A 16334-nucleotide genomic window follows, 5' to 3' on the forward strand; every position below is an offset into this window, starting at 1 on the left:
GGACTACATGAGCTACGACGAACGCACCGTTGTCACGCGTGTCGAGCGGCTGACGCTCCGGGACCTGCGCCTCTGGGTGCGCAAGGGCTGGGTCAAACCGATGGAAGGCATGGCCGGCCCACGCTTCGACGAGGTCGATGTCGCCCGCATCTGCCTCCTGCGCGATCTGAAGACCGACATGTCCATATCGGCCGACGCCCTGCCGCTGGTTTTGTCGCTGATCGACCGGCTGAACCAGAGTCGCCGCGAGCTTCAATGCCTCCAGCGCGCCCTCGAAGGACAGCCGGACACCGTGCAGCAGCAGATCGTTGCCCGCTACGCCGCGCTTCGCGAAGATCCGGAGTAGCGCCACGACGGAAAGGACAGGATACGAGCCAGAAAGAAAGGACAATCGCATGGACAGGGATCTTGACCAGAGCCGCCGGCTCCTCGCCGTGACCTACCGGCGCTACATCGAGGCCGACCTCGGCTGGGTCCGGGCACGCTGCGCCGCACGCGCATGGTTCCCCGAGGAAAGCCTGCCCTATCGCTGGACAATGGGCAGCCCGCAATCGCGCCTGCGCCAGATCTACGAACGGCGCCAACGCGCACTGGTGCAGCTCGCGGCAGCCCGGCAGAAATTCCTGCGCGCCAAGGAGCGCATGGAAAAGCGCCGCCGGGTGATCCTGCTGCTGCCGGGGCCGCTCGACGGCCAGAGCGCATGACATGCCCGACCAGCCCTGACCGCTTCAATCGAAGGAATCATGATGAAACACGTATTGATCCCCATGGGCTTGTTCCTTGCGGGCTGCATGCCGGGACCCGAACCGGAAGTGTCCCGCGAGGACGGACAGGCGATTTTCGCCCGGAACTGCGCTGTCTGCCACGGAGGGGACGGCACCGGCACCGGGCCAATGGCCGCGCGTCTGGCAACGCGCCCGGCCGACCTCACGAAAATCGCCAGCCGCCGGGGCGGTGTCTGGCCAATGCTCGAGGTGATGTCGATCATAGACGGCTACACCAAGCGAACCGAACCACGCGAGGACATGCCGGTCATTTCCGAACTGACCGAAGGACCGAAGGTGGATTTCGACAGCGGCAACGGCCTCGTCAGACCCACGCCCGCCCGGCTCATCGCCGTGGCTGAATATCTCGAACGCATACAGTCCCCGCCACCGTCCCGCTACGTGCCTTGAGTGGCGCGACAACGTTTCTGGTCCAATCGCCTGCAATAGGGCCGGGCTTTTGCTTATGTGGCGCCAAGCGAGCAGGAAGTATTTAATCTGATCGCGGTTTTGTCTGATTTTCGATTTACAGATGAACCGCTGGCAGTTGCAGCGAACTTTGGCTTTTCGCGCATCCCGCATGAGCGAAACAAACGGCCCAAAGGCGACCTTCGCAAGAAGAAACTTCAATGACGGCTATGCGTCAGACTTTGTCCTTTATCTTACCATCTCGTGTGGAAGGCTCGATCGGAACTTGTGCAGCAAAGCAAGTCCGACACAGAAAGTAATGAATGCCCTTATTCGTAAGAGCAATTTTTCTTCGAACCCGCACTGCAAGTAGCAGTTCCATAAGCTAAAGTGATTTGTAAGCGATCCTAATCTCAACTTCATCGCAACGGTATAGGTGCTTGACCTCGCGCTTGGCTCGAAAGTATGTAAAATATTAATTTTACGCGCGTATCAGTTACAACAGCAAGGCGCCGAATGCCACACTCCAAGATTCGCAACATGGAAGAGTTCGCCGCAGTCAGCGGCATCTCGCGCCCCACACTTTCGAAATACTTCAACAATCCCGACAGCGTTCGGAAGTCGACGCGACAGCGCATCGAGGTCGCACTGGATCAACATGACTACCGTCCGAATGTGTACGCGATGAACCAGAACCGGCAGACAACGCGCAATATCGGGATCATAGTGCCTTATCTCGCTGACCCGTTCTTCAACGAGATCGGCCGCGCTGTCGAGGTGGCCTGCATCGAGGCAGGCTACAGCCCAATCCTGCTCAGCTCTCATGGCAAGCCGGAGCTTGAGGCCGAAAATCTGGAGTCACTGAGGTCTCTCAAACCCGCAGGGGTTTTGCTTGCACCGTTCGGGCGCGGATCCGACCGCAAAACCATTGAGAAGATCGGCCGCGACGTCCCGCTGGTTCTATTCGACGCCAATATTAACAATACGGGCGAAGCTTTCATCGGTACCGACAACTTCCAGAGCGTCGGCTTGATCGTGGAATATCTGTGCCGGAGTGGCGAGCCGCCCTGCTTCTTCGAGATGGAAACACCCTCCAACCCGAATGCGATCAAGCGGCGACAGGCCTATCAGGAAAGCATGGCGCAGCATGGCTTTACCGCACATATCTTCCAAGCCGAAGGCCGGGGCTGGGATTTCGAGGAAATTGGTCAAACAGAAGGCGGGGCAATGCTGAAAAAGAGTGTTTTTCCGACCAACACGGTGTTGTGCAGCAACGACCGGCTTGCGATCGGCATGCTGTCAGCGGCGTATAACCTCGGCCTGAAGGTTGGGCATCACAGCGGGTGCAGCCTTCGGATCGCAGGGCATGACGATCATCCGTATGCCCGGTTCACCTGTCCTTCGCTGACCACGATTGCGCAAGACTATGCCGCCATCGCCGAGCGCGCGGCGAGTACACTTTTTCGAATCATCGAGACGAGCGAATCGCCAGAGACACGAGTGGAGACCCTGTTCGAGGGAAGGCTGGTAATGCGCGACTCTGCCTAAGTCTTCGGCACTATAAGAAAAACTCAAGTTTATTTACGCGCGTAAAAATAAAATTGACTTCGCGTAAGCTGGGCCACTAAGTTGTTCCTCATATCGGACGTTTAGGGAGGAACGGATGTCCCAGATCAAATCACTCTATGCCGCCACCGCCATGGTCCTTGTGACCGCAAGCGGGGCTTTCGCCGAGACCACAGTGACGATTGCCACGGTCAACAACGGCGACATGATCCGTATGCAGGGTCTTGCGTCCGAGTTCGAGGCGCAGCATCCCGAAATCCAGCTTGAATGGGTCACGCTCGAGGAAAACGTCCTGCGTCAGCGAGTGACACAGGACGTGGCCGCGAAAGGCGGTCAGTTCGACGTCATGACCATCGGAACCTACGAGGTCCCGATCTGGGGCCAGCAAGGTTGGCTGGTGTCCCTAAATGATATGCCCGAGGCTTGGGACGCAGACGATCTGCTGCCGGCGATCCGCAACGGTCTGACCGTGGATGGCGAGCTCTACGCGGCACCTTTCTACGGTGAAAGCTCCATGGTTATGTACCGTACTGACCTGATGGAGCAGGCCGGTCTTGAGATGCCTGAAGCGCCAAGCTGGGACTTCATCAAAGAAGCCGCGGCGGCGATGACCGACAAGGAAAATGAGACTTATGGCATATGCCTGCGAGGCAAGGCGGGCTGGGGCGAGAACATGGCGTTCCTGACGGCGATGGCCAACTCGTTCGGCGCGCGCTGGTTCGACGAAAACTGGCAGCCGGAACTGGATGGCGAAGAATGGACCTCTGCGGTCAATTTCTACATGGACCTGATGACGAATTATGGACCTCCGGGTGCATCGACCAACGGCTTCAACGAGAACCTGTCGCTTTTCCAGCAAGGCAAATGTGGCATGTGGATTGACGCCACGGTGGCGGCGTCCTTCGTGACCAACCCCGACGACTCGACCGTTGCCGACAAAGTTGGCTTCGCGCTGGCGCCCGACAATGGGCTGGGCCGTCGCGGCAACTGGCTTTGGGCGTGGTCGCTTGCCGTTCCGGCAGGCTCGGATGCCACGGAAGAGGCCAAGACGTTCATCCAATGGGCCACGTCCAAGGACTATACCGCGCTCGTGGCCGAAAAAGAGGGCTGGGCAAACGTACCTCCGGGCACTCGTACCTCGCTCTATGAGAACGCTGAGTACCAGGCCGCTGCACCTTGGGCAGAGATGACGCTCGGCTCGATCAAAGCGGCCGATCCGACCGACCCGTCGGTCAAGCCTGTGCCCTATACCGGCGTTCAGTTCGTCGCGATCCCTGAGTTTGCGGGCATCGCTACGCAGGTCGGCCAGGAAATCTCGGCTGCGTTGGCCGGACAGCAGTCGGTCGAACAAGCGCTCGACAAAGCACAAATGCTGACGCTCGACGAGATCGAAGCCGCCGGCTACTGACCCCAGACGCGCTCTCGGGCGGCGCAGGCCGCGTCGCCCACCGATCCACACCTATTCTTTTTCGCGAAACCACCGTTTGATCCAAGGACGGCCGTTTGCGGCAGTCAACAGGAGAGATCAGCCATGGCAACTCAAAACTCCCGATCCGCGGCCCGCCTGATGATGGCCCCCGCCGTGATCCTGCTGCTGGGATGGATGCTCGTCCCGCTGACCATGACACTGCTCTTTTCGTTCAAGAAATACCTTCCCTTGCGGGGTGGTGATCTGGGTTGGGTCGGGTTCGAAAACTACGTGCGCTTCGTAACGTCCAGCGCGTTCTGGCCGTCTGTCTGGGCCACGCTTGTCATCGTGGGCGGTGTCCTAATCATCACGGTGGTCTTCGGTGTCTTGCTGGCCATCCTGCTGAACCAGCCAATGTGGGGTCAGGGTGTTGTACGCATTCTCGTGATCTCACCGTTTTTCGTGATGCCCACCGTGTCCGCGCTGGTTTGGAAAAACATGTTCATGGATCCTGTGAATGGGCTTTTTGCGCATATCTGGAAATTCTTCGGGGCCGCACCGTTGGAATGGCTCAGCCAGGCATCTCTGCAATCCATCACCTTGATCGTATCCTGGCAGTGGCTACCGTTCGCAACGCTGATCTTGCTGACGGCGATCCAGTCGCTTGACAGCGAGCAGTTGGAGGCCGCCGAAATGGATGGCGCGACACCGCTGCAGCGCTTCGCCTATGTCACCCTGCCGCATCTGGGACGCGCCATCACCGTTGTTGTGCTGATCCAGACAATCTTTCTCTTGGGCATTTTCGCCGAGATCTTCGTGACGACCCAGGGCTCCTTCGGAACCCGCACGCTGACTTACCTGATCTACCAGCGTGTACTGGAAAGCCAGAATGTCGGGCTCGGTTCCGCCGGCGGCGTATACGCCATCATCCTCGCCAACATCATCGCCATCTTCCTGATGCGCATGGTTGGCAAGAACCTCGACAAGTGAGGAGGCCATCATGGCGCGCGCAGTCACTACTCAACGAAAGATCATCAACACCACGGCCGCATGGGCGGTAGGCCTGCTGATCTTCTTTCCGATCCTCTGGACGATCCTCACCAGCTTCAAGACCGAGGCCACGGCGATTGCCGATCCGCCCGTCTTTATCGGCTTCGACTGGACGTTGGAAAATTACGCCACGGTGATGGAGCGCTCGGACTACGCGCGGTTCCTTTGGAACTCAATCATCATCGCGGGTGGCTCGACTATCTTGGGCATTCTGGTCGCCGTACCCGCCGCGTGGTCAATGGCCTTCGTTCCCTCGAAAAGAACCAAGGACATCCTGCTGTGGATGCTCTCGACCAAGATGCTGCCCGCCGTCGGCGTACTTTACCCGATCTACCTAATCTTCATCCAGCTGGGCCTTTTGGACAGCCGCACCGGGTTGGTGATCGTCCTCATGCTTATGAACCTGCCGATCATCGTCTGGATGCTCTACACCTATTTTCGCGAGATCCCCGGTGAAATCCTCGAGGCGGCGCGGATGGATGGCGCGAGCCTGAAGGAAGAGATCCTTTACGTGCTGACGCCGATGGCGGTGCCCGGGATTGCCTCGACGCTGCTGCTCAATTTCATCCTCGCGTGGAACGAGGCGTTCTGGACGCTGAACCTGACCGCGGCCAAAGCGGCGCCGCTCACGGCCTTCATCGCCAGCTACTCCAGCCCCGAGGGTCTGTTCTACGCCAAGCTCAGCGCGGCCTCGACCATGGCCATCGTGCCAATCCTCATCCTCGGCTGGTTCAGCCAGAAGCAACTTGTCAGCGGCCTGACCTTCGGCGCCGTCAAATAAGGAGACACGGGAACAATGGGACGTATCACACTGGACAAGGTCTCCAAGAGCTTTGGCGACGTGGAAGTGATCCCGCCGCTGGATCTGACCATCGAAGACGGGGACTTCACCGTATTCGTCGGCCCCTCGGGGTGTGGCAAGTCGACCTTGCTGCGGCTGATCGCGGGGCTGGAGGACACCACCGGCGGCCAGATTCGCATCGACAGCAACGACGCCACCCACGTGCCGCCTGCCAAGCGTGGCCTGGCCATGGTGTTCCAATCCTATGCGCTTTACCCGCATATGTCGGTGCGCAAGAATATCGCATTTCCGATGAAGATGGCCGGCGTTTCCGAGGACGAGCAGGCCCGCCGCATCGACGCGGCCGCCAAGGCACTGAATCTCAAAGACTATCTGGACCGCCGTCCGGGGCAACTCTCCGGCGGGCAGCGTCAGCGGGTTGCCATTGGGCGTGCAATTGTCCGTGAACCGGCGGCGTTCCTGTTCGACGAGCCGCTGTCGAACCTGGACGCAGCGCTGCGCGTGGGGATGCGACTGGAAATCAGCGAGCTGCACGAACGACTGAAGACAACAATGATCTACGTCACCCATGACCAGGTCGAGGCGATGACCATGGCGGACAAGATCGTGGTGCTTAAAGCGGGCCGCATCGAACAGGTCGGCAGCCCGCTGGAGCTTTACCGTGCGCCGCGCAACACTTTCGTTGCGGGCTTCATCGGCTCGCCAAAGATGAACCTAATAGATGGGCCGGAGGCCGCCAAGCATGGCGCGCATACTATCGGCATCCGGCCCGAGCATATCGACGTGGTCGAAGAAAACGGAACCTGGAAAGGCACGGTCGGGGTGGCCGAGCATCTTGGCTCCGACACGTTCTTTCACATCCATGACACCGGCTTGACCGAGACACTGACTGTGCGGGCGCTGGGTGAGGTGACGCTGCGTCACGGCGACAAAATTCACCTGTCACCACGCGCCGAGCAGATTCACAAGTTCGACGCACAAGGCCTGCGGTTCGAATGACACGACAGACGGAAAACACCGAGTTCGGGCTGGCTGATATGACGACACGACTTTCGCTTTCCACATTGTCAAAGGTCCCGGAACGCGTATCGGTTCCGTCCTATGACCGCGCCGACCTGTCGCCGGGCATCCTGCACATCGGGATGGGGAACTTTCATCGCGCCCACCAGGCGGCATATCTGGACCGGCTTTTCGATCTGGGGCTTGATCATGACTGGGCCATCGTCGGCGCCGGCGTCATGCCTTTCGACGCCGCCCGACGCGCCGCGCTGGAGCCCCAGGATTGGCTGAATTGCGTGGTTGAGTTGAGCCCCGGGACCTACAATGCGCGCGTGACCGGTGCGATGATTGATTTCTGCCCGATCGACGCGCAAGCCATTATCCAGCGTATCGCCGATCCTGAGATCCGCATTGTGTCGCTGACGATCACTGAGGGCGGGTATTTCATAGATGCCGCCACGGGCGCGTTCGATTCCGCGCATCCCGACATTCGGCACGATGCGGCCAAGCCGGACGCCCCGGTGACGGTGTTTGGTATTCTACTGGCCGGTCTGCGCCTGCGCCGCGAGAACGGCCATCCCCCGCCCACGGTCCTGTCTTGCGATAACATCCCCGAAAACGGCCATGTCGCGCGCCAGGCACTGGCCGGGCTGGCGGCGCTGATATCGGACGAGTTGCATCAGTGGATCATGGATCAGGTCGCCTTTCCGAATTCCATGGTGGACCGCATTACGCCCGCCACGTCGGAGGCAAAGCGCGCCATGGTAGCCTCCACCTTCGACATCGAAGATGCTGCGCCGGTTTTGTGCGAGCCGTTCACGCAATGGGTCATGGAGGACAACTTTCCGCTGGGCCGTCCGGCTCTGGAAAAGGTTGGCGTGCAATTCGTAGACGATATTGCCGCGTACGAAACGATGAAGCTGCGAATCCTGAACGCCAGCCATGCCGCGCTGTCCTATCCGTCCGCACTGATGGGCTATGACTGCGTACATGATGCGGTGGCCGACCGGGACATCTACGACTGGATTGTGCACTTGATGCACGACGAGGTCATTCCGGTGCTCACCCCGATCCCCGGCGTGGACTACCGCAATTATCTGGCAACCTGTCTCAGCCGCTTTGCCAACCCCGAAGTGCGCGATACCGTTGCCCGTCTCTGTCAAGACGGCTCAAACCGCCAGCCCAAGTTCATTCTGCCCACGGTTATCGATGCGCTGGCGGCCGGGCGTCCAGTGGATGGACTCGCGCTGGAGGTGGCGCTGTGGTGCCGGTACTGTGCCGAGAGCACAGATCTTGATGATCCGCGTGCAGAAGCGCTGCGTGATGCAGCTCGTCCGGCACTGCAGACCCCGGCGACATTTCTCGCCTTGACCGAGATTTTCGGGACACTGGGGCAGCAGGATGAATTCTCGCGCGCCTTTGCCCGGCAGATCGAAGCGGTGTGGTCCGGCGATGCCCGGTCAGTCTTGCGCAACTTTCTGAATAGGAAAGCGGCTTGAGATGATCCTGTGTTGCGGTGAAGCCCTGATCGACATGATCCCCGCCCCGGCGCCGGGCGGGAAGGACGGTTTCGTTCCGCATCCCGGCGGCGCGGTTTTCAACACGGCCATCGCACTTGGCCGGTTGGGGGCCGACACGGGTCTGCTCACCGGTCTTTCAACCGACATGTTCGGGACGCAACTGACGGACGCCCTGACGGCCAGCTATGTGGACGCCGACCTTGCGATCCGGTCTGACAGACCTACGACGCTGGCGTTCGTGAAGCTGATCGACGGGCAGGCCACCTACAGCTTTTACGACGAGAACTCGGCAGGGCGGATGTTGACCTCAGAAGAGATGCCCGCCTTGCCGGGCGCGATCACTGCGCTTTTCTTCGGAGGTATCAGTCTCGCGTGCGAGCCGGCGGCGGACGCATATGCCAATCTGCTGGCGCGGGAAGGTAAGACACGTGCGGTCATGCTGGATCCCAATATCCGGCCCGGCTTTATTCAGGATGTCGACCGCTATCGCATGCGGCTGAACGCAATGTTGGGGCAATCGGATATCATTAAGGTATCGGATGAGGATCTCGGCTGGATCGCTCCCGACGCACAGTCACTGACAGGCAAGGTCGCGATTTTGCGGGACAAAGGACCCTCAGTTGTCATCGTGACCCTTGGTCGCGAAGGTGCAATTGGCTTTCTGCGGGATGGCGCGGAGGTGCATGTGCCCGCCGCGCAAGCAACGGTCGTCGATACCGTGGGCGCAGGAGATACGTTCAATGCAGGCGTTCTTGCTAAACTGTCCGAGACAGGCCAGATGCACAAGGATGCGCTGGCCGCCCTGTCGGTTCAAAGCTTGCGAGATGCGATGGCACACGGCGCAAAGGTCGCGGGTATCACCGTCTCGCGCGCCGGAGCCAATCCGCCTTGGGCCCGGGAGATCTGACATGGGCCGGCTTGGGATAATTCCGTTCCATACTCAGGAACAATATGTTAGCGCTAACATAAGCTCCATACCACGGCTGCAAAGGAGAAATGACATGAAGATCAGAATTGCAATCAATGGCTTCGGGCGTATCGGGCGCGGCGTTCTGCGCGCTTTGATCGAAAACGAGACGCACGATATCGACGTCGTTGCAATAAATGACCTCGCACCAGCGGAAACGCTGGCCCATCTGTTGAAATACGACAGCGTGCATGGTCGCCTGAAGGCACCGATAAACGTCTCGGATGATGAGCTTCGTGTCGGACGACACAGTATTCGCCTTACCGCGCTACGCAACCCCGGTGACCTACCCTGGAGCGACGTGGACGTGGCCTATGAATGCACAGGGCTGTTCACGGATCGCGACAAGGCGGCGTTGCACTTGCAGAACGGATCCAAGCGCGTCCTCATTTCGGCCCCTGGAAAGGATGCCGACCGCACGGTGGTTTACGGGGTAAACCATGCCGATCTCACCTCCCGCGACGTAATCGTCTCCAACGCCTCCTGCACCACCAATTGTCTTGCGCCCGTTGCCATGGTTCTTGATGCCGGGTTCGGCGTCAAGACTGGCTACATGACCACGATCCATTCATTCACCGGGGATCAGCCAAGTCACGATAGCAGCCACAAAGACCTCTACCGAGCCCGTGCGGCATCGCTATCCATGGTTCCAACGTCGACCGGGGCCGCGCGCGCCATTTCGCTGGTACTGCCGCAACTTGCAGGCAAGCTCGAAGGGTCTGCAGTGCGGGTACCCACGCCCAACGTGTCGCTCATCGATCTGACCTTCATGCCTCACAAAACTGCTACACGGGACGCTGTGAACGACGCACTGCGCAACGCGGCCTCGGGTCAACTGGCAGGCATCCTCGCCTACGAAGAGGACCCGCTCGTCTCGATCGACTTCAATCACGACTCGCACTCCTCATGCGTGGCCGCGGCCCAGACAGCGGTGACAGCGGACGGGCTGGTACGCGTCGTCAGCTGGTACGATAACGAGTGGGGCTTCTCCAACCGTATGATCGACACGGGCCGACGCATGGGTCGGCTGCTTAGCGACGCGGCCCCCCAAAGGCTGGCAAGCTGACGCGATGGTGTCGCGCGTCATCCCCGTCGACCCGTTCGACCTGGTTATCTTCGGCGCGACCGGTGACCTTGCGCGGCGCAAGATCATTCCGGGCCTGTTCCACCGTTTCGTTGTGGGACAGATGCCGCCCGAGGCGCGCATCATCGGCGCCGCCCGGACCGAGACGACCTATGAAGCATTTATCCAGCTGATCCGTGACAGCCTCGAAGAATTTGCGCCGAAGGCGGCAGAGCAAGGCCGCGAGATCTCCGCGTTCCTGAAAACGCTGCATTATGTCTGCGTAGATGCCACGGGCGATACGGGGTGGCGCGAACTGGGCCAGATTTTGCGCCCCAACGCGGTGCGGGCCTTCTATCTATCGGTCTCGCCCACGCTCTTCGGCTCGATCGCAAGCAATCTGAGTGCGCACGGTCTTGCCACGCCCGAGAGCCGGATCGTCGTGGAAAAGCCTTTTGGTCGCGACCTTGCCTCAGCAAAGGCGCTGAACGCGGATTTGCGACGCGGCTTCGACGAGAGCCAGATCTATCGGATCGATCACTACCTGGGCAAGGAAACCGTGCAGAACTTGATGGTGCTGCGCTTTGCCAACTCACTGTGGGAGCCGTTGTGGAATTCCACGCATATCGACCACGTACAGATCACCGTGGCCGAAAGCCTCGGCGTCGAGGGCCGGGGCGAATACTATGACCGTTCCGGCGCCATGCGGGACATGGTGCAGAACCACCTGATGCAGCTCCTGTGCCTCACGGCGATGGAGCCACCTGCGCGGTTAAGGCCCGATGCGGTACGCGACGAGAAAGTCAAGGTGATCGAGGCGCTCGATCCTGTAGAGCCCGCCAGTATCGCCCGAGGACAATATCGCGCCGCGAACGGCGACGGCGGGTATCGCGATCACGCAGGCGACCCGCAAACCCTGACCGAAAGCTTCATCGCCATGAAGGTCAATATCGGTAACTGGCGCTGGGCTGGAACGCCCTTTTACCTGCGAACTGGGAAGAAGCTGCGTGCGCGCACCTCCGAGATTGCGATCACGTTTCGCGACCCACCGCACATGATCTTTCCCAAGATGGACGGTCGCCGCGGCAATGCTCTTATTATCAGGCTGCAGCCGGACGAGGGCATCACTTTGCGCACAACGATCAAGGAACCGGGGCCCGGCGGTATGCGCGTGGCCGAAGTCTCGCTCGACATGACCTTTGCCGAGGCGCTCGGCTCCCATGCCGAGACTCAGGATGCCTACGAGCGGCTGGTGATGGACGTTATTCGCGGTGATCAGACACTCTTCATGCGTGGGGATGAGGTCGAGGCCGCCTGGGCCTGGGTCGACCCGATCATCCGCCGATGGGAGGAATACCGCGATGTGCCCGCGCCCTATGATGCCGGTAGTGCTGGACCGGAAGATGCGCTGATGCTGCTACATCGCGACGGACGCCGCTGGCGCGAAATACAGCCATGACGACACAGAGAAAACTCTGGTGGGAAGTCTTATTGTTGGCGACGCGCCCCCGGGTGCGCAACGCAAGGAAGGAGGGCCAAGATGACCGCAGTAAACGACACGGTTAAGCGGGTGACAGAGCGGATTATCGCTCGGAGTGAACCCACACGGACGCTTCATTTGAGCAACATGGAGGCCGCGCGTGCCAAGGGACCGGCGCGCGCGCATCTGTCCTGCAGCGGGCAGGCGCATGCCTATGCGGCGTCCGGGCCCGACAAGGACAGGCTGGCCGCCACCGGCGCGGGCAACCTCGGGATCGTGACGGCTTATAACGACATGCTGTCGGCGCATCAGCCCTTCGAACGTTTCCCCGATCTGATCCGCCAGGCCGCGCGCGAGGTCGGCGGCACCGCCCAGGTCGCGGGCGGGGTTCCGGCGATGTGCGACGGGGTCACACAGGGCGAAGCGGGGATGGAACTGTCGCTTTTCTCGCGCGACGTCATCGCGCTGGCCGCTTCCGTTGCACTCAGCCATAATACCTTCGACGCCGCCGTGTTTCTTGGCGTCTGCGACAAGATCGTGCCGGGGCTGGTGATTGCGGCGCAGGCCTTCGGACACCTTCCGGCTGTGTTCATGCCCGCGGGTCCGATGGAAAGCGGCCTGCCCAATGACGAAAAGGCCAAGGTCCGCCAGGAATTCGCGGCAGGCGAAGTGGGCCGCGATGCGCTGATGGCGGCCGAAATGGCGTCCTATCACGGGCCAGGCACCTGCACCTTCTACGGCACGGCCAATACCAACCAGATGCTGATGGAATTCATGGGCCTCCACCTGCCCGGGGCCAGCTTCGTGACACCCAATACCGGCCTGCGCGACGCGCTGACGCGCGAAGGCGCCAAGCGCGCGCTCAGCCTCAGTGCGCTGGGCAATGACTACACGCCGGTCTGCGATATCCTTGATGAACGCGCCTTCGTGAACGGGATCGTGGGGCTCAATGCCACCGGCGGGTCCACCAATCTGCTCATTCATCTTATCGCCATGGCCCGGGCGGGCGGGATCATCCTCGATTGGCAGGACTTCTCGGAACTGAGCGACATCACGCCGCTGATGGCACGCGTCTATCCCAATGGTCTGGCCGACGTGAACCATTTCCACGCCGCGGGGGGCCTTGGCTACATGATCGGTGATCTTCTCAAGTCGGGCCTGTTGCACCCTGACACCAAGACCGTCGCGGGCGCCGGGCTTGAGAACTACACGAAAGATCCCGTTTTCAAGGACGGCGAACTCAGCTGGCACGACGGCCTCGACGAAAGCCTGAACGACAAGATTCTGCGCCCCGCCAGCGATCCGTTCCAGCCCACCGGCGGGCTGAGGCGCCTGGCCGGATCGCTTGGAACGTCGGTCATGAAGATCTCTGCCGTCGCGGCCGAGCATCACGTTATCGAAGCGCCCGTGCGTGTGTTCCACGATCAGGAAGCGGTGAAGGCCGCCTTTAAGGCCGGCGAGTTGGCGGACGACGTGATCGTGGTTGTCCGCTTTCAAGGCCCCAAGGCCAACGGCATGCCTGAACTGCACAGTCTGACGCCGCTTCTGTCGATCCTTCAAGGGCGTGGACAGAAAGTGGCTCTTGTCACTGATGGGCGCATGTCGGGTGCATCTGGCAAGGTTCCCGCCGCAATCCACGTCTGTCCCGAGGCGGTGGATGGTGGGCCAATTGCAAAACTTCAAGACGGCGACCGAATGCGCATCGATGCGACGCAAGGCACGCTCGACATCCTGACGCCCGGCGTGTCGGAGAGACCCGCGGTCACTGCCGACCTTTCAGCAAATGCCGCGGGTACAGGTCGCGAGCTTTTCGCGACATTCCGCAACACGGTCGGATCCGCCACCACCGGCGCGACCATCTTCGGAGACTGAGGCCATGACGCTTTCGCCCAAAAATGCCAGCCAGCGTACCCGTGAAATCTGTGCTCTGGCCCCGATCATTCCGGTCCTTGTGGTCGAGGACGTGACGACAGCGCGGCCCTTGGCCGAAGCACTGGTGGCCGGCGGTCTGCCCGCTTTGGAAGTTACACTGCGCACCCCGGCTGCGCTGGAGGCTATCCAAACCATGAGCGAGGTCACCGGCGGACATGTCGGCGCCGGAACACTGATCACCCCCGAGGATGTCCGCGCGGCCAAGGCCGCCGGTGCCACTTTCGGCGTATCCCCCGGCGCCACGGACGAGCTGCTGGCCGCCTGTGAAGCCGAAGACCTGCCGCTCTTACCTGGCGCAGCCACAGCAACCGAAGCGATGCGCCTGCTGACACGCGGATATGACACGCTCAAGTTCTTCCCCGCCGAGGCATCGGGCGGGGCGCTCGCGCTCAAGGCCATCGGCGCGCCCCTGCCGCAGATCACCTTCTGCCCCACAGGCGGCGTCAACCTTGCCAACGCACTCTCTTATCTGAAGCTGCCCAATGTTCTCTGCGCAGGGGGAAGCTGGGTTGCACCGCAACAGCTTATCGACGCGGGCGATTGGGCCGCCATCGAGACACTTGCCACAGATGCCGCGCAACTGGGAACCTCCGCATGACAGATATCTGGCGACAGCTTGAACAGAATCACGCTGAAGGAAGCGAGCGGTCCATTCTAAGCCTGTTCGACGATCCCGACCGCATCCGCGATTTTTCCGTCGAAACTGATGGCATGCTGCTGGATTTCTCCAAGACCAATATCGATCAGCAGGCGCTGGCGTTGCTGGTTGATCTGGCGGCGGCGGCGGGTGTGGCACAAAAGCGTGACGCGATGTTCGATGGCGCGAAGATCAACACGACCGAAAACCGGGCGGTCCTGCACACCGCGCTGCGCTCACATGACACGGCACCGCTCCTCGTCGATGGCGAAGACGTGCGCCCGAGCATCACTGAAACCCTGCGTCGGATGGAAGGTTTCGCAACAGACATTCGCAAGGGCAAAATCACCGGCGCAACCGGCGCCCCCTTCACCGATGTGGTCAATATCGGCATCGGTGGCTCCGATCTCGGACCAGCCATGGCAACGCGCGCTCTGGCGCCATACCACGACGGGCCGCGCTGCCACTTCGTCTCGAATGTAGACGAAGCGCATATTGCCGACACGCTCCGACCGCTCGATCCGGCCCGCACGCTGATCATCGTCGCCTCCAAGACGTTCACCACGATCGAGACAATGACCAATGCCGCGACGGCTATCGATTGGCTGCGCCAAGGCGTGGGCGACGACACAGGCGTACATCTGGCTGCCGTGTCGACCGCTTTGGACAAGACCGCCGAACTGGGGATCGCCCCGGAGCGGGTCTTCGGCTTCGCCGACTGGGTCGGCGGGCGCTATTCGCTCTGGGGGCCGGTCGGGTTGCCCATCATGCTGGCAATCGGCCCGGATAACTTCCGCGTGTTCCTGTCGGGCGCAGCCGCAATGGACGCCCATTTCCGCACAGCCGCGTTTGCCCGAAACCTGCCGGTTCTGATGGGGCTCGTGGGTGTCTGGCACCGCAATATCTGTGGCTATGCAACGCGTGCGGTGCTGCCCTATGATCAACGTCTGTCGCGCCTGCCGGCCTACCTGCAACAACTGGACATGGAGAGCAACGGCAAGCGTGTATCCATCGACGGCAAGGTTCTCACGCACGAGACAGGCCCCGTGGTCTGGGGGGAACCCGGCACGAACGGGCAACATGCCTTCTACCAGCTTCTGCACCAGGGAACCGAAGTTGTTCCCGCAGAATTCCTGATCGCGGCGGACGGCCACGAATCCCATCTGAGTGGGCATCATGACCTGCTCAAGGCGAATTGCTTGGCCCAGTCCGAAGCGCTGATGGTCGGACGGTCTTTTGACGAGGCGATGAAAATAGCCGCCGCGCTTGGCTTTGAGGGTCAAGATCGAAGGATACAGGCAGCGCAACGCACATTTCCCGGCAACCGCCCGTCCATCACGCTCGCCTATCCCAAGCTGACTCCATTCGTACTGGGACAGATTATCGCCCTTTATGAACATCGCGTATTCGTCGAAGGTGTGGTCTGGGGCATCAACTCCTTCGATCAGTGGGGGGTGGAGCTTGGAAAGGAGCTGGCAAATGCTCTAATTCCACTTATTCAGGGTGCGCCTGCCGGCGGCAAAGACGCGTCGACGCGGAAGCTAATCCATGCGTTGTGCAGCTAACAAGATAGCCAGGGTTAGCTTTGGTTTTAGCCGTAGCCGAAGCGCGGCAGAACTCTATTGAAACTTCAGTTGCGTTATATGCTGTTAGACACCGACCATGTATGGCGGATGTTGAATGTCCGCTTACACTTTTTTGCAGACATTGTTGCAGAGTGCAGCGAACTTCTCCTTCC

At 60.6% G+C, this 16334-nt stretch carries 15 protein-coding genes; all 15 read left to right on the top strand.

The genetic code is table 11. The features are described from left to right. The first annotated feature begins 7 nt into the window (after positions 1 to 7). The 15 genes from FIU86_RS05890 (at position 8) to pgi (ending at position 16161) form a co-directional block, all read left to right on the top strand. On the top strand, positions 8 to 346 hold the full coding sequence (locus tag FIU86_RS05890) for a chaperone modulator CbpM (protein ID WP_152474214.1): 339 nt from the start codon (positions 8 to 10) through the stop codon (positions 344 to 346). A gap of 49 nt (positions 347 to 395) precedes the next feature. Then, entirely contained in the window at positions 396 to 704 is a 309-nt protein-coding gene (locus FIU86_RS05895) for a hypothetical protein (RefSeq protein ID WP_152474215.1), read from the top strand. A 42-nt stretch (positions 705 to 746) separates the two neighbouring features. Further along, on the top strand, positions 747 to 1175 hold the full coding sequence (locus FIU86_RS05900; protein ID WP_216647204.1) for a cytochrome c: 429 nt from the start codon (positions 747 to 749) through the stop codon (positions 1173 to 1175). Between the two features lie 513 nt (positions 1176 to 1688). Beyond that, entirely contained in the window at positions 1689 to 2720 is a 1032-nt protein-coding gene (locus tag FIU86_RS05905; RefSeq protein WP_152474217.1) for a LacI family DNA-binding transcriptional regulator, read from the top strand. Positions 2721 to 2835: 115 nt separating this feature from the next. Further along, positions 2836 to 4146 carry a sugar ABC transporter substrate-binding protein gene (locus FIU86_RS05910; RefSeq protein WP_152474218.1) on the top strand — a complete coding sequence of 437 codons (1311 nt, stop codon included), beginning with the start codon at positions 2836 to 2838 and terminating at the stop codon, positions 4144 to 4146. 123 nt (positions 4147 to 4269) lie between these two features. Further along, positions 4270 to 5136 carry a carbohydrate ABC transporter permease gene (locus tag FIU86_RS05915; RefSeq protein ID WP_152474219.1) on the top strand — a complete coding sequence of 289 codons (867 nt, stop codon included), beginning with the start codon at positions 4270 to 4272 and terminating at the stop codon, positions 5134 to 5136. Positions 5137 to 5146: 10 nt separating this feature from the next. Further along, complete coding sequence (locus FIU86_RS05920; RefSeq protein ID WP_152474220.1) at positions 5147 to 5977, top strand: carbohydrate ABC transporter permease; 831 nt, start codon at positions 5147 to 5149, stop codon at positions 5975 to 5977. 15 nt (positions 5978 to 5992) lie between these two features. Then, the gene (locus FIU86_RS05925; RefSeq protein WP_152474221.1) at positions 5993 to 6997 is read left to right on the top strand and encodes an ABC transporter ATP-binding protein; all 1005 of its coding nucleotides are present in this window, start codon (positions 5993 to 5995) and stop codon (positions 6995 to 6997) included. A gap of 38 nt (positions 6998 to 7035) precedes the next feature. Further along, a complete protein-coding gene (locus FIU86_RS05930; RefSeq protein WP_152476968.1) occupies positions 7036 to 8496 on the top strand; it encodes a mannitol dehydrogenase family protein in 1461 nt (486 codons plus the stop codon). A 1-nt stretch (position 8497) separates the two neighbouring features. After that, positions 8498 to 9424 carry a carbohydrate kinase gene (locus FIU86_RS05935; RefSeq protein WP_152474222.1) on the top strand — a complete coding sequence of 309 codons (927 nt, stop codon included), beginning with the start codon at positions 8498 to 8500 and terminating at the stop codon, positions 9422 to 9424. Between the two features lie 94 nt (positions 9425 to 9518). After that, a complete protein-coding gene (gap, locus tag FIU86_RS05940) occupies positions 9519 to 10550 on the top strand; it encodes a type I glyceraldehyde-3-phosphate dehydrogenase (protein ID WP_152474223.1) in 1032 nt (343 codons plus the stop codon). Positions 10551 to 10554: 4 nt separating this feature from the next. Beyond that, positions 10555 to 12006, top strand: coding sequence for a glucose-6-phosphate dehydrogenase (gene zwf / locus FIU86_RS05945; RefSeq protein ID WP_152474224.1), 1452 nt, complete (start codon positions 10555 to 10557; stop codon positions 12004 to 12006). 81 nt (positions 12007 to 12087) lie between these two features. After that, complete coding sequence (gene edd, locus FIU86_RS05950; RefSeq protein WP_152474225.1) at positions 12088 to 13899, top strand: phosphogluconate dehydratase; 1812 nt, start codon at positions 12088 to 12090, stop codon at positions 13897 to 13899. Between the two features lie 4 nt (positions 13900 to 13903). Beyond that, a complete protein-coding gene (eda, locus tag FIU86_RS05955) occupies positions 13904 to 14557 on the top strand; it encodes a bifunctional 4-hydroxy-2-oxoglutarate aldolase/2-dehydro-3-deoxy-phosphogluconate aldolase (RefSeq protein ID WP_152474226.1) in 654 nt (217 codons plus the stop codon). Beyond that, a complete protein-coding gene (gene pgi / locus FIU86_RS05960; protein WP_152474227.1) occupies positions 14554 to 16161 on the top strand; it encodes a glucose-6-phosphate isomerase in 1608 nt (535 codons plus the stop codon). Before eda ends, pgi begins: the two co-directional genes overlap by 4 nt. Positions 16162 to 16334: the final 173 nt, after the last annotated feature.

This window comes from Roseovarius sp. THAF9, from assembly GCF_009363715.1.
Classification (GTDB): domain Bacteria; phylum Pseudomonadota; class Alphaproteobacteria; order Rhodobacterales; family Rhodobacteraceae; genus Roseovarius.

Coding starts and splice junctions, on each gene's coding strand:
- FIU86_RS05890 (WP_152474214.1), top strand. CDS start 8: ATGAGCTACGACGAACGCACCGTTGTCACGCGTGTCGAGCGGCTGACG.
- FIU86_RS05895 (WP_152474215.1), top strand. CDS start 396: ATGGACAGGGATCTTGACCAGAGCCGCCGGCTCCTCGCCGTGACCTAC.
- FIU86_RS05900 (WP_216647204.1), top strand. CDS start 747: ATGAAACACGTATTGATCCCCATGGGCTTGTTCCTTGCGGGCTGCATG.
- FIU86_RS05905 (WP_152474217.1), top strand. CDS start 1,689: ATGCCACACTCCAAGATTCGCAACATGGAAGAGTTCGCCGCAGTCAGC.
- FIU86_RS05910 (WP_152474218.1), top strand. CDS start 2,836: ATGTCCCAGATCAAATCACTCTATGCCGCCACCGCCATGGTCCTTGTG.
- FIU86_RS05915 (WP_152474219.1), top strand. CDS start 4,270: ATGGCAACTCAAAACTCCCGATCCGCGGCCCGCCTGATGATGGCCCCC.
- FIU86_RS05920 (WP_152474220.1), top strand. CDS start 5,147: ATGGCGCGCGCAGTCACTACTCAACGAAAGATCATCAACACCACGGCC.
- FIU86_RS05925 (WP_152474221.1), top strand. CDS start 5,993: ATGGGACGTATCACACTGGACAAGGTCTCCAAGAGCTTTGGCGACGTG.
- FIU86_RS05930 (WP_152476968.1), top strand. CDS start 7,036: ATGACGACACGACTTTCGCTTTCCACATTGTCAAAGGTCCCGGAACGC.
- FIU86_RS05935 (WP_152474222.1), top strand. CDS start 8,498: ATGATCCTGTGTTGCGGTGAAGCCCTGATCGACATGATCCCCGCCCCG.
- gap (WP_152474223.1), top strand. CDS start 9,519: ATGAAGATCAGAATTGCAATCAATGGCTTCGGGCGTATCGGGCGCGGC.
- zwf (WP_152474224.1), top strand. CDS start 10,555: ATGGTGTCGCGCGTCATCCCCGTCGACCCGTTCGACCTGGTTATCTTC.
- edd (WP_152474225.1), top strand. CDS start 12,088: ATGACCGCAGTAAACGACACGGTTAAGCGGGTGACAGAGCGGATTATC.
- eda (WP_152474226.1), top strand. CDS start 13,904: ATGACGCTTTCGCCCAAAAATGCCAGCCAGCGTACCCGTGAAATCTGT.
- pgi (WP_152474227.1), top strand. CDS start 14,554: ATGACAGATATCTGGCGACAGCTTGAACAGAATCACGCTGAAGGAAGC.